The sequence below is a fragment of the Streptomyces sp. MMG1533 genome (assembly GCF_001279775.1).
GTDB lineage: Bacteria > Actinomycetota > Actinomycetes > Streptomycetales > Streptomycetaceae > Streptomyces.
The window spans coordinates 17,024-40,521 of sequence record NZ_LGDG01000274.1; the positions used below are offsets into that span (position 1 = coordinate 17,024).

Here is a 23,498-nt window from a genome sequence, read left to right on the forward strand (position 1 = left end):
CCGGGGGCGGCGCAGCCGTGCGCAGCGAAGACGTGGCCGGTACGTAAGGTCGGCGCCACCGGTCCGCCACCCAGTGTTCCGTGTCCGTCAGGCGGACCTCGGGCGCGGAAGGCACTGCGTGCCGGATACGGTGGGAACACCATGAGCGCTTCGCAGACCTCGTCCTCTGACGTCCCCACCCTTCTCGTCAAGATCTTCGGGAAGGACAGGCCGGGCATCACGGCCGGACTCTTCGACACCCTCGCCGCCTACTCCGTCGACGTGGTCGACATCGAGCAGGTCGTCACCCGTGGCCGGATGGTGCTGTGCGCGCTCGTGACCGCGCCGCCCAGCGGGCTGGAGGGCGAGCTGCGGTCCACCGTCCACAGCTGGGCGGAGTCGATCAAGATGCAGGCCGAGATCATCTCCGGCCTCGGCGACAACCGTCCGCGCGGGCTGGGGCGGTCCCTGGTCACCGTGCTCGGGCATCCGCTCACCGCGGAGGCGACGGCGGCGGTCGCCGCGAAGATCACCAAGGTCGGCGGCAACATCGACCGTATTTTCCGGCTCGCCAAGTATCCGGTGACGGCGGTCGAGTTCGCGGTGTCCGGCGTGGAGACCGGGCCGCTGCGCACCGCCCTGGTGACCGACGCGGCGGCGTTCGGCGTCGACGTCGCGGTGGTCGCGGCCGGGCTGCACCGCCGCGCCCAGCGCCTGATCGTCATGGACGTGGACTCGACACTCATCCAGGACGAGGTGATCGAGCTCTTCGCCGCGCACGCCGGCTGCGAGGACAAGGTCGCCGAGGTGACGGCGGCCGCGATGCGCGGGGAGCTGGACTTCGAACAGTCGCTGCACGCGCGCGTGGCGCTCCTCGAGGGACTGGACGCCTCGGTGGTGGACAAGGTGCGCAGTGAGGTACGGCTGACGCCGGGCGCGCGCACGCTGATCCGTACGCTGAAGCGCCTCGGCTACCAGGTGGGGGTCGTCTCGGGCGGGTTCACCCAGGTCACGGATGATCTGAAGGAGCGGCTCGGGCTCGACTTCGCCCAGGCCAACACGCTGGAGATCGTCGACGGCAAGCTGACGGGCAAGGTCACCGGAGAGATCGTGGACCGGGCGGGCAAGGCACGGCTGCTGCGCCGGTTCGCCGCGGAGGCGGGCGTACCGCTGGCGCAGACCGTGGCGATCGGCGACGGGGCCAACGACCTGGACATGCTCAACGCGGCCGGCCTCGGGGTCGCCTTCAACGCCAAGCCGGTGGTGCGGGAGGCCGCGCACACCGCGGTGAACGTGCCGTTCCTCGACACGGTCCTGTATCTGCTGGGCGTCACCCGCGAGGAGGTCGAGGCCGCGGACATGCACGAGGAGAGCTGAGTCCGTCCCCGCACCGAGAGCTGCGAAGGGCCCGGCGCCTGCGCGGTGCCGGGCCCTTCAGCGCGGAGAACGATTCAGTCGGACGGCGCCCAGTAGTCGGCCAGCGTGGCCACGCCCGGCTCCAGGGACTTCCAGGAGCCGTCGAACGACAGTACGGCGAAGGCGGCGGCCGGGAAGCCGCGGTCGCTCATCCGCTCGCGGGCGTCACCCTCGGCCGAGCCGGCCAGGATGTCGGCGAGGCCCTGGACGCCCGGGTTGTGGCCGATGAGCAGGACGTCCTGCGCGTCGTCGGGGGTCTCGTTGAGCAGGGCGATCAGCTCGCCGGGCGAGGCCTCGTAGATCCGCTCCTCGTAGACCGTTTTCGGCCGGTGCGGGAACTCATGGACGGCGAGCTTCCAGGTCTCACGGGTCCGGGTCGCGGTGGAGCACAGGGCCAGGTCGAAGGGGAGGCCGGTGTCGGCCAGCTTGCGTCCGGCGACTGCGGCGTCCATGCGGCCCCGCTCAGCGAGCGGCCGCTCGTGGTCGGTCACCTGTGGCCAGTCGGCTTTCGCATGCCGGAAGAGGACAATCCTGCGGGGTTCTGCGACGCTCATAGGATCCAGCTTCGCACGAAACAGGCCATAGGGCGCAGGTAGTTGACCGGCGGCTCCGGCTGTGTTCAGCGTGTTATCAGCTGCTGCACCCGTTCGACGAGATGGGTGACGGCGGGGTCGCCGGACGCCGCCTGCGCGTCCGTCGGGTTCAGGATCAGCACCAGGAGCACGATGAACGCGAGCGTCGGCAGCGCGAGGGCCCACCAGGGCAGCCGACTGTCGACGCCACCGCGGGTCGCCGGGTGGGGCCGGGTGTGCGTAGGAGCCGACATGGGTGCCTCCGCCGTCTTCGAGTGGCCTGTGCCCGCCTCTCGCGGTCACATCTCGAAGTTACGGAATCTCCGACCCTCAACCCATCCGGTGATCCACCCAGTTGACCCTGACACTCGCCCCCTAGGGGACAGGGGGGTTAGCCCCACCATCGGCCCGGCGGACGATCACGTGGGGCACGGTCACGGCGAGGCGATCGTCGCGATGATGGCGATGATCACGAAGATGGCGAAGAACGAGCCGAAGACGAGGAGCATCTTCTTCTGGCCGTTCTGGGGGTTCGGATCGAGCACTGGCATACGGCAAGTCTCGCACCCGTCGGCCGCCACGACTCCCCGGGGGTGGGCCGGCGGGCCCGCACACGGATCAGCGCGCCGCCTCGTCCTCCACCGTTCGGTCGCGTCCCGCCAGGACGCCCGCCGCCATCTGCGGGATCAGCAGGCCGGTCATGAGGGCGATCGGCAGGCCCCAGCCACCGCTGTGCTGGTACAGCACCCCGACCAGGAGCGGACCCGGGATGGAGATCAGATAGCCGGTGCTCTGCGCGAAGGCCGACAGCTGGGCGACGCCCGCACCGGTCCTGGCCCGCATCCCGACCATGGTGAGGGCCAGCGGGAAGGAGCAGTTGGAGACGCCGAGCAGGACGGCCCAGACCCAGGCGCCACCGGCCGGCGCGAAGTACAGACCGGCGTATCCGGCGAGACCGCAGAGGCCCAGGGCGATCACGACCGGGCCCTGGTACGGCAGCCGGGTGGCGACACGGGGGATGACGAAGGCCAGCGGCACCCCCATGGCCATCGTGACGGCGAGCAGCAGCCCCGCCGTGCCCGCCGGCACGCCCGCGTCCCGGAAGATCTGCGCCATCCACCCCATGGTGATGTAGGCGCCGGTGGCCTGGAGCCCGAAAAAGACGGCGAGCGCCCAGGCGGTACGGCTCCGGGTGATCCGCAGCGCGGGCGGTTCCTCGCGCGCGGGCGTCTTCTCGGCCGCCCCGGTCCCCCGGTCCCGTACGAGCGGAATCCACGGGACCACGGCCGCCGCCGCCAGGACCGCCCACACCGCGAGCCCCGACTGCCAGCTTCCGCCCAGCGCCTGCGTGACCGGCACGGTCACCGCCGCGGCGGTCGAGGTGCCGAGGGCGAGGGCCATCGAGTACAGGCCGGTCATGGAACCGACCCGGTCGGGGAACCAGCGCTTGACGATGACCGGCATCAGGACGTTGCTGACCGCGATGCCCATGAGGGCGAGGGCGCTGGCGGCCAGGAATCCGGCCGTACCGACCGTGTCGCCCGCGTAGGGCCGTATGAGCAGGCCGGCGGTGATGGCGGCCATGCCCGCGCACACCACCGCGCCCGGGCCGAAGCGGCGGGCGAGCCTGGGCGCCATGACGCCGAAGACGGCGAAACAGAGCGGGGGTACGGAGGTGAGGAGCCCGGCCACGCTGCCGCTCATGCCGAGGCCGTCGCGGACCTCTTCGAGGAGGGCGCCGAGGCTGGTGATGGCGGGGCGGAGGTTGAGGGCGGACAGCACGATGCCGACGACGACCAGACGCGTCGCCCACGCGCGCGTGGCGGCCCTTGTGGGCGCATCGGCCTCCTCGGCGTCGGTCGCGGCCGGGCTGCGTACGGTCGTGGACTTCATCGTCCGGGTTTCCTCACGTGCCATGAGGCCCATCATAGAATCATGGGATGATTGGTTGTCCATCCCCGGGCCGCCCGCTCCGGCCCCGCCCGTGCGAAGGTGTGCCATGCCCCTGAGCCATCCCCGTCGGTCGGCACTGTCCGAGCAGGTCATCGCCGCTCTGCGCACCCAGATCACCTCGGGCGAGTGGCCGGTCGGCGCCCGGATCCCGACGGAGCCCGAGCTGGTCGAGCAGCTCGGCGTCGCCCGCAACACCGTCCGCGAGGCCGTCCGGGCGCTCGCGCACAACGGCCTGCTGGACATCCGCCAGGGCTCCGGCACGTACGTCGTGGCGACGAGTGAGCTGGCCGGCGTGATGCACCACCGTTTCGCCGACGCGGACCCGCGGCACATCGCCGAGCTGCGCTCCACGCTGGAGTCGGCCGCCGCCAGGCTGGCCGCCGAGCGGCGCACGGAGAAGGACCTCAAGCAGCTGGACGCGCTCCTCGTGCGCCGTGAGGAGGCATGGGAGTCGGGCGACGCCGAGGCGTTCGTGACGGCGGACGCGACCTTCCACCTGGCGGTGGTGGCCGCCTCGCACAACGACGTGATGACCGCGATGTACGCGGACCTGGGCGAGGTGCTGCGGGACTGGCTGCGCGAGGACATCGGCGAGGAGCTGACGCCGGAGACGCACATGGACCACGCGCGGCTCGTCGACGCGATCCGCACGGGCGACACGGCGGCGGCCGCCCAGGAGGCCGCGAGCTATCCGTTCCTGTGCCGCCCGGGGCGGTTCAACGCCCCTTCCGGTGGCTGACCCACACCGAGCGGACCTCTTTCCAGCAGCGGCCGGTCAGGCGCACCGTCTGCGCGGGCCCGGCCTCGACCGGGGTGCCGTCACTGTCGACGTCCCACCAGCGGTCGCACTCGATGTGCAGACTGACGTCGTCGGGCCGCGGATACGGGTTGTGGCAGTACGCGATCACGTGGGAGCCGGTGACGCGGCTGCTGCACGCGGCCCCGAACGGCTCCGGAGCGGCGGCCTGCCGTCCCTCCACGCGTGCGTGCGGCTTCGCGTCGTACGGCAGGGACAGCACGAGACAGACGGCGGTCGCTGAGGCCAGGCTGCGGGACAGGCGCACAAGGGGGACCTCCTCGGCCGGGCTGGGGAGGGAGCGTGTGGTGAACGCGTAATCCAGAGTGCGCAGTTGCGGCCCCCGCCCGCCCGGCCGGGTAGGCCGAACGAGTGATGGGTGTGGGCCCGCCCTCGAAAGGACGCGGGCCCACACCCATCACTCGAGCCACAGCGGCAGCGTCACGCACCGATGGCGTGCAGACCGCCGTCCACGTGGATGATCTCGCCCGTGGTCTTGGGGAACCAGTCGCTCAGCAGCGCGACGACGCCCTTGCCGGCCGGCTCCGGGTCCTTGAGGTCCCACTCCAGGGGAGCGCGGGTGTCCCACACGGAGGCCAGCTCGGCGAAGCCCGGGATGGACTTGGCGGCCATCGAGCCGATGGGGCCCGCGGAGATGAGGTTGCAGCGGATGTTCTGCTTGCCCAGGTCGCGCGCCATGTAGCGGCTGGTGGCCTCCAGGGCGGCCTTGGCCGGGCCCATCCAGTCGTACTGCGGCCAGGCGTACTGGGCGTCGAAGGTGAGGCCCACGACCGAGCCGCCGTTCTGCATCAGCGGCAGGCAGGCCATGGTCAGCGACTTCAGGGAGAACGCCGAAACGTGCATGGCGGTGGCCACGGACTCGAACGGCGTGTTGAGGAAGTTGCCACCGAGGGCGTCCTGCGGGGCGAAGCCGATGGAGTGCACGACACCGTCCAGCCCGCCCAGCTCCTCGCCGACCAGGTCGGCCAGGCGCCCGAGGTGTTCGTCGTTGCTGACGTCGAGCTCGATGACCTTGGTGGGCTTCGGGAGCTTCTTGGCGATGCGCTCGGTCAGCGTGGGCCGCGGGAAGGCCGTCAGGATGATCTCGGCGCCCTGCTCCTGGGCCAGCTTCGCGGTGTGGAAGGCGATGGAGGACTCCATCAGCACACCGGTGATCAGGACGCGCTTGCCCTCGAGAATTCCGCTCATGGTGTTCAGTGACCCATTCCCAGTCCGCCGTCAACGGGGATGACGGCTCCAGTGATGTACGAGGCGTCGTCCGAGGCGAGGAACCGCACCGTCGCGGCGATCTCCTCGGGCTGCGCGTACCGCCCGAGCGGCACCTGCTTCACGATGCCCTCGCGCTGCTCGTCGGTGAGCACCTTGGTCATGTCGGTGTCCACGAAGCCGGGCGCGACGACGTTGAAGGTGATGTTCCGCGAGCCGAGCTCACGGGCGAGCGAGCGCGCGAAGCCGACCAGGGCGGCCTTGGAGGCGGCGTAGTTCGCCTGGCCGGGGCCGCCGTACAGCCCGACGACCGACGAGATCAGCACGACGCGGCCCTTCTTGGCGCGCAGCATGCCGCGGTTGGCGCGCTTGACGACCCGGAAGGTGCCGGTGAGGTTGGTGTCGATGACCGAGGTGAAGTCCTCCTCGGACATGCGCATCAGGAGCTGGTCCTTGGTGATGCCGGCGTTGGCGATCAGCACCTCGACCGGGCCGTGCTCGGCCTCGATCTCCTTGTAGGCCTGCTCCACCTGCTCGGTGTCGGTGATGTCGCACTTGACGGCCAGGCAGCCCAATTCCGTCAGGGCGGCCGGCGGCTCGCCCGAGCGGTACGTGATGGCGACCTTGTCGCCGGCGTCGGCGAACGCACGGGCGATGGCGAGGCCGATGCCCCGGTTGCCTCCGGTGACGAGAACCGAGCGGCTCAACGGATCACCCTTTCGATAGCGGTCTGACATACCCGCCCGGACACCTGGATGACAGGCGGCTTCCTCGAAAACCTATCGGTCCCGGCCCTCTCGCGGACAATCGGGCATCCACAGTGGCTTACCGCACCCACTGTCGGGTCCCTACAGAAAGTTGCGGAACTCCGCCGGAAACGTATGGTCCGCGGCCCCGCGCGCGCGACATGATCGGAGCCGACAGGCCACGACACCAGGGAGACCTCCGTGCCTCATACGATCGACGAAGCCTTCACGGCGCTTCCACTACGTCCCTTGGCCGACGCCGCGCTGGCACGCGCGCGTGCGCTGGGCGCGGAGCACGCGGACTTCCGGTTCGAGCGGGTGCGCAGTGCGTCCTGGCGGCTGCGGGACGCGAAGCCTTCCGGGACGTCGGACACCACCGATCTCGGGTACGCGGTGCGGGTCGTGCACGGCGGGACGTGGGGTTTCGCATCGGGCGTGGACCTGACGCTGGACGCCGCCGCCAAGGTCGCCTCGCAGGCGGTGCAGATGGCGAAGCTGTCCGCCCAGGTGATCAAGGCGGCCGGGTCGGACGAACGGGTGGAGCTGGCGGACGAGCCCGTGCACACCGAGAAGACGTGGATCTCGTCGTACGAGATCGATCCGTTCGCCGTGCCCGACGAGGAGAAGTCGGCGCTGCTGGCCGAGTGGAGCGCGCGGCTGCTTGCGGCGGACGGCGTGAATCATGTGGACGCCTCGCTGCTCACCGTCCATGAGAACAAGTTCTACGCCGACACGGCCGGGACGGTGACGACGCAGCAGCGGGTACGGCTGCACCCGCAGCTGACCGCCGTGTCCGTCGACGAGTCGAGCGGCGAGTTCGATTCCATGCGGACCATCGCGCCGCCCGTCGGGCGCGGTTGGGAGTACCTGACCGGCACCGGCTGGGACTGGGACGCGGAGCTGGAGCGGATCCCGGAACTGCTCGCCGAGAAGATGCGGGCGCCCAGCGTCGAGGCCGGCGTCTACGACCTCGTCGTCGATCCCTCCAACCTGTGGCTGACCATCCACGAGTCCATCGGGCACGCCACCGAGCTGGACCGGGCGCTCGGCTACGAGGCCGCCTACGCCGGCACCTCCTTCGCCACCTTCGACCAGCTGGGCAAGCTGAGGTACGGCTCCGAGCTGATGAACGTCACCGGTGACCGCACCGCCGAACACGGTCTGGCGACCGTCGGGTACGACGACGAGGGCGTCGAGGGACAGTCCTGGGACCTGGTGAAGAACGGCACCCTGGTCGGCTACCAGCTGGACCGGCGGATCGCGCGGCTGACCGGGTTCGAGCGGTCCAACGGGTGCGCCTTCGCCGACTCCCCCGGGCATGTGCCCGTGCAGCGCATGGCCAACGTGTCCCTGCAGCCGGACCCGGCCGGGATGTCGACCGAGGACCTCGTCGGGAGCGTGGACCGCGGGATCTACGTCGTCGGCGACCGCTCCTGGTCGATCGACATGCAGCGCTACAACTTCCAGTTCACCGGGCAGCGGTTCTTCAAGATCGAGAACGGGCGGATCACCGGGCAGCTGCGGGACGTCGCCTATCAGGCGACGACCACCGACTTCTGGGGCTCGATGGCCGCGGTCGGCGGCCCGCAGACGTACGTACTGGGCGGTGCCTTCAACTGCGGCAAGGCCCAGCCGGGCCAGGTCGCGGCGGTCTCGCACGGCTGCCCGTCGGCCCTCTTCAAGGGCGTCAACATTCTGAACACCACGCAGGAGGCCGGTCGATGAGCCCTCGTACGAACAAGCCGCACGAGATCGTCGAGCAGGCCCTCGCACTGTCCCGCGCCGACGGCTGTGTGGTCATCGCCGACGAGCAGTCGACCGCCAACCTGCGCTGGGCGGGCAACGCGCTCACCACGAACGGCGTCACCCGCGGCCGTACCCTCACCGTCATCGCGACCGTCGACGGCAAGGAGGGCACGGCCTCCGGTGTCGTCTCGCGGTCGGCCGTGACCGCGGACGAGCTGGAGCCCCTGGTGCGGGCCGCCGAGGCCGCCGCGCGCGGTGCCCAGCCCGCCGAGGACGCCCGGCCGCTGGTCACCGGCGTGCCTCAGGCACCCGACTTCACGGACGCGCCCGCCGAGACGTCCTCCGCCGTGTTCGCCGACTTCGCTCCGGCGCTCGGTGAGGCATTCGCACGCGCGCGTGCGGGCGGACGCGAGCTGTACGGCTTCGCCAACCACGAGCTGGTCTCCAGCTACCTCGGCACGTCGACGGGGTTGCGCCTGCGTCACGACCAGCCCAACGGGACGCTGGAGCTGAACGCCAAGTCGCCGGACCGTACCCGCTCGGCCTGGGCGGGCCGCTCCACCCGGGACTTCAAGGACGTCGACCCGGCGGCGCTGGACGCCGAGCTGGCCGTACGCCTCGGCTGGGCGGAGCGCCGTATCGAACTGCCCGCCGGGCGGTACGAGACACTGCTGCCGCCGACCGCCGTGGCGGACCTGCTGATCTACCAGATGTGGTCGGCGTCGGGCCGCGACGCGGCGGAGGGCCGCACGGTGTTCTCCAAGCCGGGCGGCGGCACGCGCGTGGGCGAGAAGCTCACCGACCTGCCGCTGACCCTGCGCAGCGACCCGAACGCGCCGGGCCTGGAGTCGGCCCCCTTCGTGCTCGCGCACTCCTCCGGGGGCGACCAGTCGGTGTTCGACAACGGGCTGCCGCTGACCGCCACCGAGTGGGTGCGCGAGGGCGAGCTGAGCAATCTGCTGACCAGCCGGCACAGCGCGGAGCTGACCGGGCTGCCGGTGGCGCCGGGCATCGACAACCTGATCCTGGACGGGGGCGAGGACCGGTCCCTGGAGGAGATGGTCGCCGCCACCGAGCGCGGTCTGCTGCTGACCTGCCTCTGGTACATCCGCGAGGTCGACCCGGCGACGCTGCTGCTCACCGGTCTGACCCGGGACGGCGTCTATCTCGTCGAGAACGGCGAGGTGAGCGGCGAGGTCAACAACTTCCGGTTCAACGAGTCGCCGGTCGACCTGCTGGGCCGGGCCGCCGAGGCCGGGCGCACGGAAAAGACGCTGCCGAGGGAGTGGAGCGACTGGTTCACTAGGGCTGCGATGCCGGCCCTGAGGGTGCCGGACTTCAATATGAGCTCTGTCAGTCAGGGCGTATAACCTCGTACCTGATTACGAGCGAACCCAAGGAGATACGAGAACCGTGACGGACATCGTCGACGAACTGAAGTGGCGCGGGCTGCTCGCCCTCTCCACTGACGAGGACGCATTGCGCAAGGCGTTCGCGGACGGTCCCGTCACGTTCTATTGCGGCTTCGACCCGACCGCGCCCAGCCTGCATCTCGGCAACCTCGTACAGATCCTCACGATGCGCCGGATCCAGCAGGCGGGCAACCGTCCGCTGGGCCTGGTCGGCGGCGCCACCGGCCTGATCGGCGACCCGAAGCCGGACTCGGAGCGCACGCTGAACGCTCCGGAGGTCGTGGCCCAGTGGGTCGAGCGGCTGCGCGGGCAGATCCAGCCCCTGCTGGACTTCGAGGGTCCGAACGCCGCGGTGATGGTCAACAACCTGGACTGGACCCAGGGTCTGTCGGCCATCGAGTTCCTGCGTGACGTGGGCAAGCACTTCCGGGTCAACAAGATGATCGCGAAGGAGGCCGTCGCCCGGCGGCTCAACTCCGACGCGGGCATCAGCTACACGGAGTTCAGCTACCAGATCCTGCAGAGCATGGACTTCCTGGAGCTGTACCGGAGGTACGGCTGCACGCTGCAGACCGGCGGCAGCGACCAGTGGGGCAACCTCACCTCGGGCACCGACCTGATCCACCGGGTCGAGCCCGACGCCGTGGTGCACGCCCTGGGCACGCCGCTGATCACCAAGGCGGACGGCACCAAGTTCGGCAAGACGGAGACCGGCACGGTCTGGCTCGACCCCGAGATGACCACGCCGTACGCCTTCTACCAGTTCTGGCTGAACGCGGACGACCGGGACGTCTCCAAGTTCCTGCGCATCTTCAGCTTCCGCTCCCGCGAGGAGATCGAGGAGTTGGAGAAGCAGACCGAGGAGCGTCCGCAGGCCCGTGCCGCCCAGCGCGCACTGGCGGAGGAACTGACGACGCTGGTGCACGGCGCCGACCAGACGGCCGCTGTGATCGCCGCGTCGAAGGCCCTCTTCGGCCAGGGCGAGCTGGCGCATCTCGACGACAAGACGCTGGCCGCGGCCCTGTCCGAGGTGCCGCACATCCAGGTCGCCGAACTCGGCCCGGTCGTCGACCTGTTCGCCGAGGTCGGCCTCGTGGCCAGCAAGTCGGCCGCGCGCCGCACGGTCAAGGAGGGCGGCGCCTACGTGAACAACGCGAAGGTCGCCGCGGAGGACGCCGTCCCCGCCAAGGAGGACCTGCTGCACGGGCGCTGGCTGGTGCTGCGCCGGGGCAAGAAGAACCTGGCGGCGGTCGAGGTCACGGGTTCCTAGAGACACCGAAGGGGGCGGCTTCCCGTGTGGGAGGCCGCCCCCTTCGCCGTGCCTGCCCTCAGGTTCGCTGCTTGTTGCGGCCGAGTGTCGCCATGTACATCATGTCGCCCAGGAAGACGATGACGACCGCGGCGATGAGCTGGAACAGATGCCGCATCCAGTCGATCCCGGAGGTGGCTTCGACGCCGGCGGCACGGGCGACGGCGTTGCCGACGATCGCGCCGAGGATGCCGAAGATCGTGGTCAGCCAGAGGGGGCTGTGCTGCTTGCCCGGGATGATCGCCTTCGCGATCAGGCCCAGTACGAATCCCACAATGATGGCCCACAACCAGCCCATGGCTGCCTCCTCGTACGGCTCGACGTGAGCATTACGCCCAGTGTCGGCCCGGTCGCCCTACGGTGCATGCCGGGTGCGGCCGTACGCGCTACGGCCGAGAGCGTTCGTCCTGGTTGGATGTGCCCCGGTCTCGAAGGCGGCGCAGGCCCGGCGTAACGTGGGTGATGTCCGGGTCCCGTTCCCCGACCGGGGGCGGACCGGGTGCGGGGCGGGGAGAGTCCGATGCGGGCGGATGGTGGAATGTGATGCGGAAGCAACATGGCGGCGGCAACGTCCAGGTGTTCCGGATCACCGGAGCCCGGACGAGCCTCCAGGAAGACGTGCGCGGACGGCAGCGCAGGTACGTCATCTCGATGACGGTCCGTACGCTGTCGGTGATCCTCGCGGTGTCGCTGTGGAACGTGGAACGGCACGTCGCGATCGTCGCCCTGGTGCTCGGGGCGGTCCTCCCCTATGTCGCCGTGGTGATCGCCAACGCCGGGCGGGAGAACGCGCCGTCGCTCCCGTCGACGTTCGTGGCCGCGCCCACCCGGCCGATGATCACTCCGCCTCGTGCGGACGACGGCTTCGCGGAACCCGTCCCGGAAGACGTCGTGGCCGACCCGGCGTCGGGTCCGCGGCACGAACCGCACGAACGGGCCTGATCATGCGCGTCGCCGACGGACGGTGAAGCGACGCCGAAGGGCGGGTCACAACCGGAAGTCAGGCCCTCGCCAAGCTCAAGAAAAGCTCAGATCAATCATGTTGTTCCAGTGCCGGGCGACGGGTTACCCGTGACATACTTCGTAGGCGCTCCGCATCCCCCGTCGGAGCGACGGACCGACGCCGGGCAGCTCCCCCCGTGGCTGCTCGGCGTCGCCTTTTTGATGCATCTGTGAGACGAACCAGTGAGTGACGAAACCCCGATCTGTTCCGCCAAGGGCTGTCGAGCCGACGCCGTATGGGTGCTGGCGTGGAACAACCCGAAGATCCATACGCCGGAGCGGCGCAAGACGTGGCTCGCGTGCGAGGAGCACCGGGAGCACCTGTCACAGTTCCTCGGGGTGCGGGGGTTCCTGAAGGACGTGGTCCTCCTGTCGGAGTGGGAGTCCTCCGAAGCCTCCTAGGGTCTGTTCGCCGCCGCCGGACGGACCCGGCCCGCGCCCCCTAGCCGCCGATCGCCGACATCGGCCGGTCCGGCTGCAGGAACTTCGGGTCGTCCAGGCCCGAGCCCGCCTTCTTGCCCCACATGGCCAGGCGCCAGATGCGGGCGATCTCCTCGTCGGGGGCGTCGGAGCGCAGGGCGGCGCGCAGGTCGGTCTCCTCGGTGGCGAACAGGCAGGTGCGTATCTGGCCGTCGGCCGTCAGGCGGGTGCGGTCGCAGGCCGCGCAGAACGGGCGGGTGACGGAGGCGATGACACCGACGCGGTGCGGGCCGCCGTTGACGAGCCAGCGCTCGGCGGGGGCCGAGCCGCGCTCGTCGGAGCCCTCTTCGGTGAGCTCGAAGCGGGTGCGGAGGGACGCCAGGATGTCTCCTGCCGTGATCATGCCGTCGCGCTTCCAGCCGTGCTGGGCGTCCAGGGGCATCTGCTCGATGAACCGCAGTTCGTAGTCGTGCTCCACCGCCCAGGCCAGCAGGTCCGGGGCCTCGTCCTCGTTCAGCCCCGGCATCAGGACCGAGTTGACCTTCACCGGCGTCAGAGCGGCGTCGCGGGCGGCCTCCAGGCCGGCGATGACGTCCTGGTGGCGGTCGCGACGGGTGAGGGTCTTGAAGACGTCCGGGCGGAGGGTGTCCAGGGAGACGTTGACCCGGTCCAGGCCCGCCGCCTTCAGGGCCGCCGCGGTGCGCTTGAGGCCGATGCCGTTGGTGGTCAGGGACATCTGGGGGCGGGGCTCGAGGGCCGCGACGCGCTCGACGATGCCGACCAGGCCGGGGCGCAGCAGGGGCTCACCGCCGGTGAAGCGGACTTCCCTGATGCCCAGGGAGGTGACGGCGATGTCGATCAGCCGCACGATCTCGTCGTCCGTGAGCAGGTCGGGCTTGGCGAGCCACTGCAGACCCTCCTCGGGCATGCAGTAGGTGCAGCGCAGGTTGCAGCGGTCGGTCAGCGAGACTCTCAGGTCGGTGGCCACCCGGCCGTAGGTGTCGATGAGCACGTGGGCCCCCTCCCTCGTCGCGGCTCCGTCATTTTCCGACACCTGCGAGCCTACGCGACCCCACTGACATCAACAGGGCCCGATCCCACGAGATAAGACGCGGCCGCGTCGTAGGGATCTACGACGCGGCCGCTCAGGGGGCGAACTCGGGTGGGACTCAGTGCGCGCCGGTGCCGGTCAGGGACCGTACCTCCAGCTCCGCGTACTTGGCGATGTCCGGCTCCTCCTTGGAGAGGATCGTGCCGAGCCAGCCCATCACGAAGCCGAACGGGATCGAGATGATGCCGGGGTTCTTCAGCGGGAACCAGGCGAAGTCGACGTCGGGGAACATCGCCTTGGGGTCGCCGGAGACGACGGGTGAGAACAGCACCAGGCCGACGGCGACGACGAGACCGCCGTAGATCGACCACAGGGCGCCCTGGGTGGTGAACCGCTTCCAGAACAGGCTGTAGAGGATCGTCGGCAGGTTGGCGGAGGCCGCGACCGCGAAGGCGAGGGCGACGAGGCCGGCGACGTTCAGGTCGCGGGCGAGGGCGCCCAGGAGGATGGAGACCGCACCGATGCCGATGGTCGCCAGACGGGCCGCCCTGACCTCCTCCTTCTCGGTGGCCTTCCCCTTGCGGATGACGTTGGCGTAGATGTCGTGCGCGAAGGAGGACGACGAGGCCAGGGTGAGGCCGGCGACCACGGCGAGGATCGTCGCGAAGGCCACCGCCGAGATCGTGGCGAGCAGGATCGCTCCCCAGGCGGAGTCGACGCCGCCGAGGTGGAGGGCGAGCAGCGGTGCCGCCGTGTTGCCGGACGGGTTGGACGCGATGATCTCGTCCTGCGAGATGAGCGCCGCGGCGCCGAAGCCGAGGGCGATGGTCATCAGGTAGAAGCCGCCGATGATGCCGATGGCCCAGTTCACGGACTTCCGGGCGGCCTTGGCGTTGGGCACCGTGTAGAAGCGGATCAGGATGTGCGGAAGGCCGGCGGTGCCGAGCACCAGGGCGATGCCGAGGGAGATGAAGTCCAGCTTGGTGGTGCCGGTGGCGCCGTACTGGAGGCCGGGCTCCAGGAAGGCGGAGCCCTTGCCGCTGTTCTCGGCGGCCGTGCCCAGCAGGTCGGAGATGTTGAAGTTGAACTTCAGCAGCACCAGGAAGGTGATCAGGATGGTGCCGCTGATGAGCAGCACGGCCTTGACCATCTGGACCCAGGTGGTGCCCTTCATGCCGCCGATGGAGACGTACACGATCATCAGGACGCCGACGAGGGCGACGATGAGGATCTTGCCGGTGTCGGACGTGATGCCGAGCAGCAGCGAGACGAGCACGCCCGCGCCCGCCATCTGGGCCAGCAGGTAGAAGATCGAGACGACGATCGTGGAGGTACCGGCCGCCGTACGGACCGGGCGCTGGCGCATGCGGTACGCCAGGACGTCACCCATGGTGTAGCGGCCGGAGTTGCGCAGGGGTTCCGCCACCAGGAGCAGTGCCACCAGCCAGGCGACCAGGAAGCCGATGGAGTACAGGAAGCCGTCGTAGCCGAAGAGGGCGATGGCGCCGGCGATGCCGAGGAAGGACGCGGCCGACATGTAGTCGCCGGAGACCGCAAGGCCGTTCTGGAAGGCGCTGAACTGCCGTCCGCCCGCGTAGAAGTCGGCGGCGTCCTTGGTCTGGCGGCCCGCCCAGACGGTGATGACGAGGGTCGCGACGACGAACACCGCGAACAGGGAGATGATCAGTGGCCGGTGCTCGCTGGCCTCGCCGGCAGCCAGGGTGATCGCGGGGCTCATGCGCCGCCCTCCATTCGGGACTTGATGGCCTCGGCCTTGGGGTCGAGCTTCGCGGCGGCGTGCCGCGAGTACCACCAGGCGATGAGGAACGTGGTGAGGAACTGGGCGATGCCGAAGACGAAGGCGACGTTGATGTTCCCGAAGAGCTTGGTGCCCATGAAGTCGCCCGCGTAGTTCGACAGCAGGACGTACAGCAGGTACCAGGCGATGAAGCCGACGGTCAGCGGAAAGGCGAAGGAGCGGTAGGAGCGGCGCAGTTCACCGAACTCCGCGCTCTGAGCCACCTCGCTGAACTCCTCGGGTGAGGGGAGTTTGTGTTGCTCTTTCGAGGGGGGCGGTGCGTCGGTGGCCACGGAGTCTCCTCGCGTTGCGGATGCGGTTGTGACGGGGATCGGGGGCGAGTGTCCTCGCGTTCCCTGTCCAAGGTCACGGCGGCGCGCAAGCCCCGGTTCAACAACGCGTGCTTCTTTCCGAAGTCACTTCGGGTAAGTCATTGCTGGCCAGCAACTTCGGGAGATAGCTTCGGCCCTGCACCACCCGTCATGTACCTGCCCGAGCACCACCTGTGCCTCGGGCTGTTTCGTTTCCGGATGATGTGGAGACCCCATGCCTCATCTGCGTTCCAGACGCCGCCTCGCCCTCGCCGTGCCCGTCGTGCTGTCGCTGACGGCCTCGCTCGGATTCCTGCCCGCGGCCGCGTCGGCCGCCCCGCAGGCGGAGCCCGCAGCGCAGGCGGTGGACGCGCCCAACCTGGCGTACGTCGTCAACACCAAGCTGGACCGCCGCACGATCGAAGCGGTGAAGAAGGCGGTGCCCGCGGCCGGCGGCACCGTCGTCATCACGTACGAGAAGATCGGCGTGATCGTCGTCCACTCGTCGAACCCGGACTTCGGCAAGGAGATACGCACGGTGCGCGGGGTGCAGTCGGCGGGTGTCACGCGCACCACGCCGCTGACCGCCGCGGGCTCCACGGACGAGGGCTCGGCGCAGTTCCTGTCGCAGGAGCAGGCCGCGAAGGTCGAGAGCGCGTCCGCGGCGACGCCCGACAGCGAGCCCCTCGAGGCCGATCAGTGGGACCTGAGGGCGATCGGCGCCGACAAGGCCGCCAAGATCAACCCGGGCAGCAGCAAGGTGACCGTCGCCGTGATCGACACCGGCGTCGACGACACCCACCCGGACCTCGCCCCGAACTTCTCCGCGTCCCAGTCGGCCAACTGCGTCGGCGGTGTCGCGGACACCAGTGAGGGCGCCTGGCGCCCGTACACGGCGGACGACTACCACGGCACGCACGTGGCCGGTGAGATCGCCGCGGCCCGCAACGGCATCGGTGTCGCCGGTGTCGCCCCGGGCGTCAAGGTCTCCGGCATCAAGGTGAGCGACCCCGACAACGGCCTCTTCTACCCGGAGAGCGTCGTGTGCGCCTTCGTGTTCGCCGCCGACCACGGCGTCGAGATCACGAACAACAGCTACTACGTTGATCCGTGGCTGTACAACTGCATGGACGACCCGGACCAGCGGGCCATCGTCGACGCGGTCAACAGGGCGCAGCTGTACGCGCAGAAGAAGGGTCTGCTCAACCTCGCCTCGGCGGGCAACTCCAACCACGACCTGGACTCCGACGCGATCGTCGACGCCACCAGCCCCGACGACTCCACGCCGGTCGAGCGGACCGTCGACCCGCACGAGTGCTTCGACGTGCCGACGCAGCTGCCGGGTGTCGTCACGGTCAGCGCGACGGGCGTCCAGAACCTCAAGTCGTACTACTCGACGTACGGCAAGGGCGTCATCGACGTCGCCGCGCCGGGCGGAGACCGGCTCTACCAGATCCCGGACACGCCGTCGAAGAACGGCCGCATCCTGTCCACCATGCCGAACGGCCAGTACGCCTTCCTCCAGGGCACGTCGATGGCTTCCCCGCATGCCGCGGGCGTCGCCGCGCTGCTGAAGTCGACGCATCCGAAGGCGACTTCGGCCCAGCTCCAGGTGCTGCTCAAGGCACAGGCGGACGCCACGGCCTGCCCGGAGTCGTACGACCAGGACGGCAACGGCACGCAGGACGCGGTGTGCAAGGGCGGCAAGTACAACAACGGCTTCTACGGGCACGGCATCGTCAACGCCCTGCGCGCGGTGAAGTGACCCGTATCCCCGGGCACCTCGCCCCCGCGGACTTCCCGCACGGTCCCTCTCATACCGCGAACGAACTGGAGACACTCACACCATGACAGCGCCTCACCCGCGCTACCGCCGCGCGGTGGCCCTCCCCCTCGGCATGGCCCTGACGACGGCCCTGGCGTTCCTGCCGGGCGCCACCGCGTCCGCGGCCGACGTGCCCGGCACCGTGGCCGGCGTCACCGGGGCCGTGAACGACGTCCTCGCCTCCGCGGCCACGGACGACGCCACCGCACTGAGCTACGTCGTGAACGTCCGTCCCGGGCACGGCCCTTCGGCGCACATCAAGAAGGCCATCGCCGAGGCCGGCGGCACGATCGTGACGTCGTACGACCAGATCGGCGTGATCGTCGTCCACTCGTCGAACGCCGACTTCGCCAAGACCATCCGCAAGGTGAAGGGCGTCGAGTCGGCCGGCAACACGCGCAACGCGCCGCTGCCCGCCCAGTCGACGACCGATCTGGGCACGCCGAAGGCGCTCAGCGCCACGGAGGTGGCCGCCGCCGAGGCCAGGGCCGCCGCCGGGCAGGACCCGTTGGAGCCGCTGCAGTGGGACCTGCCGGCCATCAAGGCGGACAAGGCGCACGAGAAGTCCCTCGGCAGCAGCAAGGTGACCGTCGCCGTGATCGACACCGGCGTCGACGACACGCACCCCGACATCGCGCCGAACTTCGACCGTGCCGCGTCGGTCAACTGTGTGACGGGCAAGCCGGACACGGCCGACGGGGCGTGGCGGCCGAGCGCGTCGGAGAGCCCGCACGGCACGCACGTGGCCGGTGAGATCGCGGCCGCCAAGAACGGCGTCGGCATGACGGGCGTCGCGCCCGGTGTGAAGGTCGCCGGCATCAAGGTGTCGACCACGGCCGGGTACTTCTACACCGAGGCCGTGGTGTGCGGCTTCATGTGGGCGGCCACCCACGGCGTCGACGTCACGAACAACAGCTATTACACCGACCCGTGGTACTTCAACTGCACGGACGACCCGGACCAGAAGGCGCTCGTCGACGCCGTCACCCGGGCCTCGCGGTATGCCGAGAAGAAGGGCACGGTCAACGTCGCGGCGGCCGGCAACGAGAACTACGACCTCGCGGCCGACGAGATCACCGACCCGGTCTCCCCGAACGACGCCACGCCTTCCGACCGGGTGATCGACCCGTCGGAGTGCTTCGACATACCGACCCAGCTGCCGGGTGTCGTGACGGTCGCGGCGACCGGCGCGAAGGGCATCAAGTCGTCCTTCTCCAACCACGGTCTGGGTGTCATCGACATCGCCGCACCGGGCGGCGACTCGACGGCCTACCAGACGCCGGCGCCGCCCGCGACGAGCGGTCTGATCCTGGGCACGCTGCCCGGCGGCAAGTGGGGCTACATGGCCGGTACGTCGATGGCGAGCCCGCACGTCGCGGCCGTCGCCGCCCTGATCAAGTCGACGCACCCGCACGCCTCTCCGGCCCTGGTGAAGGCGCTGCTGTACGCCGAGGCCGACGCCACGCCGTGCACGGACCCGTACGACATCAACAACGACGGCAAGATCGACGCCGTCTGCGAGGGTTCGAAGAACCGCAACGGCTTCTACGGCTGGGGTACCGCGGACGCGCTGGACGCGGTCACCAAGTAGCGCTCCTGCATTGACGGTTCGGGCCGGGCGGATTGATCCGTCCGGCCCGAACCCTTCTCATCTTGATCGGATCAATACTGCATAGTGCAGTCATGACTGACATCACGTATGTGGCACGGCAGAACGCCCTTGAAGGGCGGCTTCCCGTACGGGAGTTGGCGCGGGCCTGCGTCGGCGCGTGTGCGCTGGCCGCCGCCGAGCTGGGGGCACGGCGTGCCGGGCTCGCGGAAGTGCCCGTGGTTCGGGTGGACGACGGGGCCGTGGCGACGGCGTTCGTGAGCGAGCGGCATCTGTTGGTCGGCGGTCGGGCTCCGGTCACCTTCGCGCCGCTGTCGCGGTTCTGGCGGACGGCGGACGGGTGGGTGCGCACGCATGCGAACTATCCGCATCACCGGGCGCGGCTGCTGGCGGCGTTGGGGGTGCCGGAGGACGAGAGGGCCGTGACGGCCGCCGAGGCGGCGCTCGCCGAGCTGTCCGCCCTGGAGGCCGAGGAGGCCGTGTACGCGGCCGGCGGCCTCGCCGTCGCGCTGCGCACGCCCGAGGAGTGGGCCGCGCACGAGCAGGGGGCCGCGGTGGCCGGGCGGCCGCTGGTGGAGCGGGAGCGGCTGGATTCCGCACGCGCGCGTGCCCTGCCCCCGATCGACGCCGCACCCTTGTTGCCCGCCGCCGGGCTGCGCGTCCTGGACCTGACCCGGGTCATCGCGGGCCCGGTCGCCACCCGCACGCTCGCCCTGCTGGGGGCGGACGTGCTGCGCGTGGACGCGCCGCGGTTGCCCGAACTCCCCGACCAGCACGCCGACACGGGCTTCGGGAAGCGGTCGACGGCGCTGGACCTGGTGACCGACCGGCGTGCCTTCGAGGAGTTGCTCGCGCAGGCGGACGTGGTCGTCACGGGGTACCGGCCGGGTGCGCTGGACCGGTTCGGGCTGTCGGCGCAGGCACTGGCCGAGCGGCGGCCCGGGGTGGTCGTGGCGCAGTTGTCGGCATGGGGCGCGTACGGGCCGTGGGGCGGGCGCCGGGGGTTCGACAGCCTGGTCCAGGTGGCCACGGGCATCGCCGCGATCGAGGGTTCCGTGGCGGAACCGGGCGCGCTGCCGGCGCAGGCCCTGGACCACGGGACGGGCTATCTGCTGGCGGCGGCCGTGCTGCGGGCGCTGGCCGAGCAGTCCTGCGAGGGCGGCAGCCGGGTTGTCCGGCTGGCGCTGGCGCGGACGGCGCGGTGGTTGGTCAACGGCATCGAGTCGGAGGACGCCGGGCACACCCCGTACGACGGTCCCGGCCCCTGGCTGGCGGAGACGGACAGTCGGCTCGGGCGGTTGCGGTACGCCCTGTCGCCGGTCTCCTTCGAGGGCGGCCCGGCGGACTGGGCGCGACCGCCGGGGCCGTGGGGGTCGGACGCCCCGCGCTGGAACTGAGTCACGGTCGGGCCGCAAACGTACCGATGGGCGGCATGCCGTACGCCCAGTTGTTTTCCTGGACTTGCCCGGTTCTGTGACGGCTGGTGAAGACCTTGAGGTGACCTTGATAAGACCCACGCCCGGGGTGTCCGACGCAGGCGAGCCCGTACGGCGTCCCGGCACCGGCCGGGCCGTCGCCGTCCTGGTCCTGGTGGTGCTGGCCGCGCTGATCCCGCTGCTCGGACCGTCCGCGGCGCTGCACGACACCGGGGAGGCCGTCGCGCCCGGCGCCGGCGGTGTCGGGCTCCTGCGTACCGTGCTGCTCGCGGCGCTGTGCGTGCCGGTGGGCGAGTTGTTCGTACGCCGGCTGGTCCGTTCCGTGCCCGGCGCACCCGAGTCCGCGCCCCGCAGCTGGGCGCCCTGTGCGGCCGCGGCCGGTTTCGTCGCCGCACTGGGGCTCGCGTCGTTCGTGGCGACCGGGAACCTGGTGCCGGGCAGCGTCGCCGAGATCGACGTCGGCGGCCTCTACGCGTCCCGCGACGGCAAGCTCGCGCTGGTGGAGGTCAACGCCTTCCTCGCGGCCGGGCTGTGCGCCCTCTCGGCGCGGCCCGCGACGCAGGTGTGGCCGATGGCCGCGGTGGTGGTGGCGGAGGCCCTGCGCGCGCATCCCACGACCGAGCAGGGCCAGCTGGTCGGCTCCGGGCTGACGCTGGTGCATCTGACGTGCGCGGCACTGTGGACGGGCGGTCTGCTGTACGCCCTGCGGACGCTGCGGTGCTGGGGTCCCTCGGAAGCGGGCGCGGCGATGCTGGGGCTCTACGCGCGCGTGGCGGCCTTGCTGCTCGCCGCCATCACCGCTACCGGGGTGTGGAGTTCGCTGCGCCGGATGCCGTCGGACACGGTCCTGGAGCAGCTGACGACGACGGCGTACGGGCGCGTCCTGCTGGCCAAGGTGCTCCTCGTGGCCGCCGTCGCCGCGCTCGCCCTGTGGGCGCGGATCCGGCTCGGCCGCGCCACCGACCCGCTGACCGCCTGCTCGCCCGCGCGCGCGGAGGTCGTCGCGCTGGGCGTGGTGGTCGCGGTGTCGGGGCTGTTGACGGCGTTGCCGGTACCGATCCGCTGGTGAGGCCCTTCAAGGCCTCGGTCGGCCGCAGTTGGTGAACGTCCGGTCGAACATGACACCGCGGCCGGGACCGGTGCCTCCCGGGTGCACTCAGGGGGTGGTCGGGCGCAACTCACCGTACGTCGCCGCCGGCGCCGGGCGCGCTGCGAGGGCACCGAGTGTGCCGGTGACCAGCAGGAACTGCGCGGCAATATAGGTGAGCATGATCCACAGGTCGGGCCGCGGCGGCTGGGGCCAGTCTGCGACGCCGGTCGCGATCAGGGTGTCGGACAGCAGAAAGAGCGCACCGCCGAGGCCGGCGACGAGGCCGAACCGGGTGGCCGCCGCGTACGCCATGGCCGTGAGCAGGAGGCTGTAGCCGGCGACGGGGACGCGAAGACCGGCAGGCAGGTCCGGCCGGAGCAGGGCGACGGTGGCGACGAGGGCGGTGGCGTAGACGGGGACGAGCAGGCCCCCGCGCGCGCGTGCGCTGCCGTACGCCTTGAAGAGGAGGAGATAGCAGATGTGGCCGGCGGCGAAGGAGGCCATGCCGGCGAGGAAGGCCGGCTCGGCGTCGAACAGGAGCAGGGTGTCGCCGCCCCAGCCGAAGAGGAGTGCGGCGGGGAGGAGCCGGGGGGCGCCGGACAGGGCCGCGTGGGCAGCCAGCAGCGGCATCAGCAGGGGCTTGGCGACGGTGTGCCCCGGGTCGTGGCCGACCGCGAGGGAGACGAGGTCGAGGAGGGCGGCCAGGACGAAGGCGCAGAGGACGACACGGCGGACGCTCACGCGACCACGGTCTCCTCGGCCGCTTCCGGCGCGGGCGTGGGCGCCGGCTGCCACCCCGGCCCCCGGAAGACCCGCCCCGCCCGCTCGCGCCAACCGGCCGCCGCCTTCACGTCCTTGACGATGGCGACGTACTCATGAGTGGCCACCTTGAGCGGGTTGAACGTGTTGATGTTCTTGGTCAACCCGTAGACGGGCCGCACGGTCTCGGCGACGAATGATCCGAAGAGCCGGTCCCAGACGATGAGGATGCCGCCGAAGTTGCGGTCCAGGTAGCCGCCTTGGGATGCGTGGTGCACCCGGTGGTGCGAGGGCGTGTTGAAGACGTACTCGAACCAGCGCGGCATCCTGTCGATCCGCTCGGTGTGGATCCAGAACTGGTAGACGAGGTTCGCGGACGAGCAGAACGCGAGGGCGGCCGGGTGCACGCCGACGGCCACGAGGGGGACGTAGAACGGCCAGACGGTCAGCGAGGTCCAGGGCTGGCGCAGCGCGGTGGTGAGGTTGAACCTGCGGCTGGAGTGGTGGACGACGTGGCAGGCCCACAGGATGCGGATGACGTGGTGGCCGCGGTGGGACCAGTAGTAGAAGAAGTCCTGCCCGAGCAGCATCAGGGGGACGGTCCACCACAGCACGGGCACCCGCAGCGGGGTGAGTTCGTGGATCGCCGTGTAGAGGGCGACGATCGGGATCTTCCAGAGGAAGTCGAAGGCCAGGCTCCCGAGCCCCATGCCGACGCTGGTGGCCGCGTCCTTGGCCTCGTAACCGGCCGCGTCCTCGTCGGGATGGAGGCGGACGCTGATCATCTCGACCACGGTGAGCAGGACGAAGGCGGGTATCGACCACAGCACGACATCGGGCAGGTTCGGCATGTGGGAACCGTAGAACCGCTGGTCGGCCGCGGCTAGACGTTGTTACCCACAAGTATTACCGACGGTACGCGCTTGCTTGTTGGCGATCTCCACCAAGAGGCGGACCGGGCGTGCCCACGATGCCGCGCTCCGCCCCGCCTGACCCTCAAACCCCCGCCGCCCCCACCAGAGCCCCCGCCGCATACGTCAC

The 23,498-nt window shown here is 70.4% G+C and carries 24 protein-coding genes; 11 read left to right on the forward strand and 13 right to left on the reverse strand.

Going from position 1 to position 23,498, the window contains the following annotated elements:
* Nucleotides 1–141 precede the first annotated feature (141 nt).
* Nucleotides 142–1,356, forward strand: coding sequence for a phosphoserine phosphatase SerB (serB, locus tag ADK57_RS42800; RefSeq protein ID WP_053755172.1), 1,215 nt, complete (start codon nt 142–144; stop codon nt 1,354–1,356).
* A 74-nt stretch (nt 1,357–1,430) separates the two neighbouring features.
* On the opposite strand, the gene ADK57_RS42805 is transcribed toward serB, so the two are convergent.
* The 4 genes from ADK57_RS42805 to ADK57_RS42815 form a co-directional block, all read right to left on the reverse strand.
* Entirely contained in the window at nt 1,431–1,949 is a 519-nt protein-coding gene (locus ADK57_RS42805) for a SixA phosphatase family protein (protein WP_053755173.1), read from the reverse strand.
* A 65-nt stretch (nt 1,950–2,014) separates the two neighbouring features.
* Nucleotides 2,015–2,221: a hypothetical protein gene (locus ADK57_RS42810; RefSeq protein WP_053755174.1), complete on the reverse strand. Its 207-nt coding sequence runs from the start codon at nt 2,219–2,221 to the stop codon at nt 2,015–2,017.
* A 180-nt stretch (nt 2,222–2,401) separates the two neighbouring features.
* On the reverse strand, nt 2,402–2,518 hold the full coding sequence (locus ADK57_RS52140) for an SGM_5486 family transporter-associated protein (protein ID WP_086023195.1): 117 nt from the start codon (nt 2,516–2,518) through the stop codon (nt 2,402–2,404).
* 67 nt (nt 2,519–2,585) lie between these two features.
* The gene (locus ADK57_RS42815) at nt 2,586–3,896 is read right to left on the reverse strand and encodes a CynX/NimT family MFS transporter (RefSeq protein WP_053755175.1); all 1,311 of its coding nucleotides are present in this window, start codon (nt 3,894–3,896) and stop codon (nt 2,586–2,588) included.
* A 70-nt stretch (nt 3,897–3,966) separates the two neighbouring features.
* On the opposite strand from ADK57_RS42815, the gene ADK57_RS42820 reads away from it, so the two are divergent.
* On the forward strand, nt 3,967–4,659 hold the full coding sequence (locus tag ADK57_RS42820; protein WP_053755176.1) for a FadR/GntR family transcriptional regulator: 693 nt from the start codon (nt 3,967–3,969) through the stop codon (nt 4,657–4,659).
* Here ADK57_RS42820 and ADK57_RS42825 read toward each other — a convergent pair.
* The 3 genes from ADK57_RS42825 to fabG form a co-directional block, all read right to left on the reverse strand.
* Nucleotides 4,637–4,984, reverse strand: coding sequence for a hypothetical protein (locus ADK57_RS42825; RefSeq protein ID WP_053755177.1), 348 nt, complete (start codon nt 4,982–4,984; stop codon nt 4,637–4,639). The genes ADK57_RS42820 and ADK57_RS42825 overlap by 23 nt on opposite strands.
* 173 nt (nt 4,985–5,157) lie before the next feature.
* Nucleotides 5,158–5,925, reverse strand: coding sequence for an enoyl-ACP reductase FabI (fabI, locus tag ADK57_RS42830; protein WP_053755178.1), 768 nt, complete (start codon nt 5,923–5,925; stop codon nt 5,158–5,160).
* 5 nt (nt 5,926–5,930) lie between these two features.
* Complete coding sequence (fabG, locus tag ADK57_RS42835) at nt 5,931–6,650, reverse strand: 3-oxoacyl-[acyl-carrier-protein] reductase (protein ID WP_053755179.1); 720 nt, start codon at nt 6,648–6,650, stop codon at nt 5,931–5,933.
* Between the two features lie 240 nt (nt 6,651–6,890).
* Between fabG and ADK57_RS42840 the strand changes: the two genes are divergently transcribed.
* Genes ADK57_RS42840 through tyrS form a run of 3 tightly spaced genes read left to right on the forward strand, consistent with a single transcriptional unit; the run spans nt 6,891 to nt 11,117 of the window.
* The gene (locus tag ADK57_RS42840; protein ID WP_053755180.1) at nt 6,891–8,414 is read left to right on the forward strand and encodes a TldD/PmbA family protein; all 1,524 of its coding nucleotides are present in this window, start codon (nt 6,891–6,893) and stop codon (nt 8,412–8,414) included.
* The gene (locus ADK57_RS42845; protein ID WP_053755181.1) at nt 8,411–9,805 is read left to right on the forward strand and encodes a metallopeptidase TldD-related protein; all 1,395 of its coding nucleotides are present in this window, start codon (nt 8,411–8,413) and stop codon (nt 9,803–9,805) included. Before ADK57_RS42840 ends, ADK57_RS42845 begins: the two co-directional genes overlap by 4 nt.
* Nucleotides 9,806–9,848: 43 nt before the next feature.
* Nucleotides 9,849–11,117 (forward strand): tyrosine--tRNA ligase, encoded by a 1,269-nt coding sequence (tyrS, locus tag ADK57_RS42850; RefSeq protein WP_053755182.1) that lies wholly within the window; start codon nt 9,849–9,851, stop codon nt 11,115–11,117.
* 58 nt (nt 11,118–11,175) lie between these two features.
* Here the strand turns inward: tyrS and ADK57_RS42855 are convergent, their stop codons facing one another.
* A complete protein-coding gene (locus ADK57_RS42855) occupies nt 11,176–11,454 on the reverse strand; it encodes a GlsB/YeaQ/YmgE family stress response membrane protein (RefSeq protein WP_053755183.1) in 279 nt (92 codons plus the stop codon).
* Nucleotides 11,455–11,699: 245 nt separating this feature from the next.
* On the opposite strand from ADK57_RS42855, the gene ADK57_RS42860 reads away from it, so the two are divergent.
* Entirely contained in the window at nt 11,700–12,098 is a 399-nt protein-coding gene (locus ADK57_RS42860) for a DUF3099 domain-containing protein (RefSeq protein WP_199830803.1), read from the forward strand.
* A gap of 243 nt (nt 12,099–12,341) precedes the next feature.
* Complete coding sequence (locus ADK57_RS42865) at nt 12,342–12,560, forward strand: hypothetical protein (RefSeq protein ID WP_053755185.1); 219 nt, start codon at nt 12,342–12,344, stop codon at nt 12,558–12,560.
* Between the two features lie 40 nt (nt 12,561–12,600).
* Here the strand turns inward: ADK57_RS42865 and moaA are convergent, their stop codons facing one another.
* The 3 genes from moaA to ADK57_RS42880 form a co-directional block, all read right to left on the reverse strand.
* Nucleotides 12,601–13,590 (reverse strand): GTP 3',8-cyclase MoaA, encoded by a 990-nt coding sequence (moaA, locus tag ADK57_RS42870; protein ID WP_053755186.1) that lies wholly within the window; start codon nt 13,588–13,590, stop codon nt 12,601–12,603.
* A 157-nt stretch (nt 13,591–13,747) separates the two neighbouring features.
* Complete coding sequence (locus tag ADK57_RS42875) at nt 13,748–15,367, reverse strand: cation acetate symporter (RefSeq protein WP_053755187.1); 1,620 nt, start codon at nt 15,365–15,367, stop codon at nt 13,748–13,750.
* Nucleotides 15,364–15,720, reverse strand: coding sequence for a DUF485 domain-containing protein (locus ADK57_RS42880; protein ID WP_053755188.1), 357 nt, complete (start codon nt 15,718–15,720; stop codon nt 15,364–15,366). The genes ADK57_RS42875 and ADK57_RS42880 overlap by 4 nt, the downstream gene beginning before the upstream one ends.
* A 253-nt stretch (nt 15,721–15,973) precedes the next feature.
* On the opposite strand from ADK57_RS42880, the gene ADK57_RS42885 reads away from it, so the two are divergent.
* The 4 genes from ADK57_RS42885 (at nt 15,974) to ADK57_RS42900 (ending at nt 21,677) form a co-directional block, all read left to right on the forward strand.
* The gene (locus ADK57_RS42885; protein ID WP_053755189.1) at nt 15,974–17,503 is read left to right on the forward strand and encodes a S8 family serine peptidase; all 1,530 of its coding nucleotides are present in this window, start codon (nt 15,974–15,976) and stop codon (nt 17,501–17,503) included.
* Between the two features lie 82 nt (nt 17,504–17,585).
* Nucleotides 17,586–19,154, forward strand: coding sequence for a S8 family peptidase (locus tag ADK57_RS42890; protein WP_199830804.1), 1,569 nt, complete (start codon nt 17,586–17,588; stop codon nt 19,152–19,154).
* A 92-nt stretch (nt 19,155–19,246) separates the two neighbouring features.
* The gene (locus ADK57_RS42895) at nt 19,247–20,569 is read left to right on the forward strand and encodes a CoA transferase (RefSeq protein ID WP_053755190.1); all 1,323 of its coding nucleotides are present in this window, start codon (nt 19,247–19,249) and stop codon (nt 20,567–20,569) included.
* Nucleotides 20,570–20,669: 100 nt separating this feature from the next.
* Nucleotides 20,670–21,677: a CopD family protein gene (locus ADK57_RS42900; protein WP_053755191.1), complete on the forward strand. Its 1,008-nt coding sequence runs from the start codon at nt 20,670–20,672 to the stop codon at nt 21,675–21,677.
* 87 nt (nt 21,678–21,764) lie between these two features.
* Here ADK57_RS42900 and ADK57_RS42905 read toward each other — a convergent pair whose 3' ends face one another.
* Nucleotides 21,765–22,439 carry a lysoplasmalogenase gene (locus ADK57_RS42905; RefSeq protein WP_053755192.1) on the reverse strand — a complete coding sequence of 225 codons (675 nt, stop codon included), beginning with the start codon at nt 22,437–22,439 and terminating at the stop codon, nt 21,765–21,767.
* Nucleotides 22,436–23,308, reverse strand: a complete 873-nt coding sequence (locus ADK57_RS42910) for a sterol desaturase family protein (RefSeq protein WP_053755193.1) — start codon at nt 23,306–23,308, stop codon at nt 22,436–22,438. The genes ADK57_RS42905 and ADK57_RS42910 overlap by 4 nt, the downstream gene beginning before the upstream one ends.
* Nucleotides 23,309–23,498: the final 190 nt, after the last annotated feature.

Coding starts and splice junctions, on each gene's coding strand:
- ADK57_RS42895 (WP_053755190.1), top strand. CDS start 19,247: ATGACTGACATCACGTATGTGGCACGGCAGAACGCCCTTGAAGGGCGG.
- ADK57_RS42845 (WP_053755181.1), top strand. CDS start 8,411: ATGAGCCCTCGTACGAACAAGCCGCACGAGATCGTCGAGCAGGCCCTC.
- fabI (WP_053755178.1), bottom strand. CDS start 5,925: ATGAGCGGAATTCTCGAGGGCAAGCGCGTCCTGATCACCGGTGTGCTG.
- ADK57_RS42860 (WP_199830803.1), top strand. CDS start 11,700: ATGCGGAAGCAACATGGCGGCGGCAACGTCCAGGTGTTCCGGATCACC.
- ADK57_RS42910 (WP_053755193.1), bottom strand. CDS start 23,308: ATGCCGAACCTGCCCGATGTCGTGCTGTGGTCGATACCCGCCTTCGTC.
- ADK57_RS42815 (WP_053755175.1), bottom strand. CDS start 3,896: ATGATGGGCCTCATGGCACGTGAGGAAACCCGGACGATGAAGTCCACG.
- ADK57_RS52140 (WP_086023195.1), bottom strand. CDS start 2,518: ATGCCAGTGCTCGATCCGAACCCCCAGAACGGCCAGAAGAAGATGCTC.
- ADK57_RS42810 (WP_053755174.1), bottom strand. CDS start 2,221: ATGTCGGCTCCTACGCACACCCGGCCCCACCCGGCGACCCGCGGTGGC.
- serB (WP_053755172.1), top strand. CDS start 142: ATGAGCGCTTCGCAGACCTCGTCCTCTGACGTCCCCACCCTTCTCGTC.
- ADK57_RS42890 (WP_199830804.1), top strand. CDS start 17,586: ATGACAGCGCCTCACCCGCGCTACCGCCGCGCGGTGGCCCTCCCCCTC.
- ADK57_RS42855 (WP_053755183.1), bottom strand. CDS start 11,454: ATGGGCTGGTTGTGGGCCATCATTGTGGGATTCGTACTGGGCCTGATC.
- ADK57_RS42885 (WP_053755189.1), top strand. CDS start 15,974: ATGCCTCATCTGCGTTCCAGACGCCGCCTCGCCCTCGCCGTGCCCGTC.
- ADK57_RS42805 (WP_053755173.1), bottom strand. CDS start 1,949: ATGAGCGTCGCAGAACCCCGCAGGATTGTCCTCTTCCGGCATGCGAAA.
- ADK57_RS42820 (WP_053755176.1), top strand. CDS start 3,967: ATGCCCCTGAGCCATCCCCGTCGGTCGGCACTGTCCGAGCAGGTCATC.
- ADK57_RS42875 (WP_053755187.1), bottom strand. CDS start 15,367: ATGAGCCCCGCGATCACCCTGGCTGCCGGCGAGGCCAGCGAGCACCGG.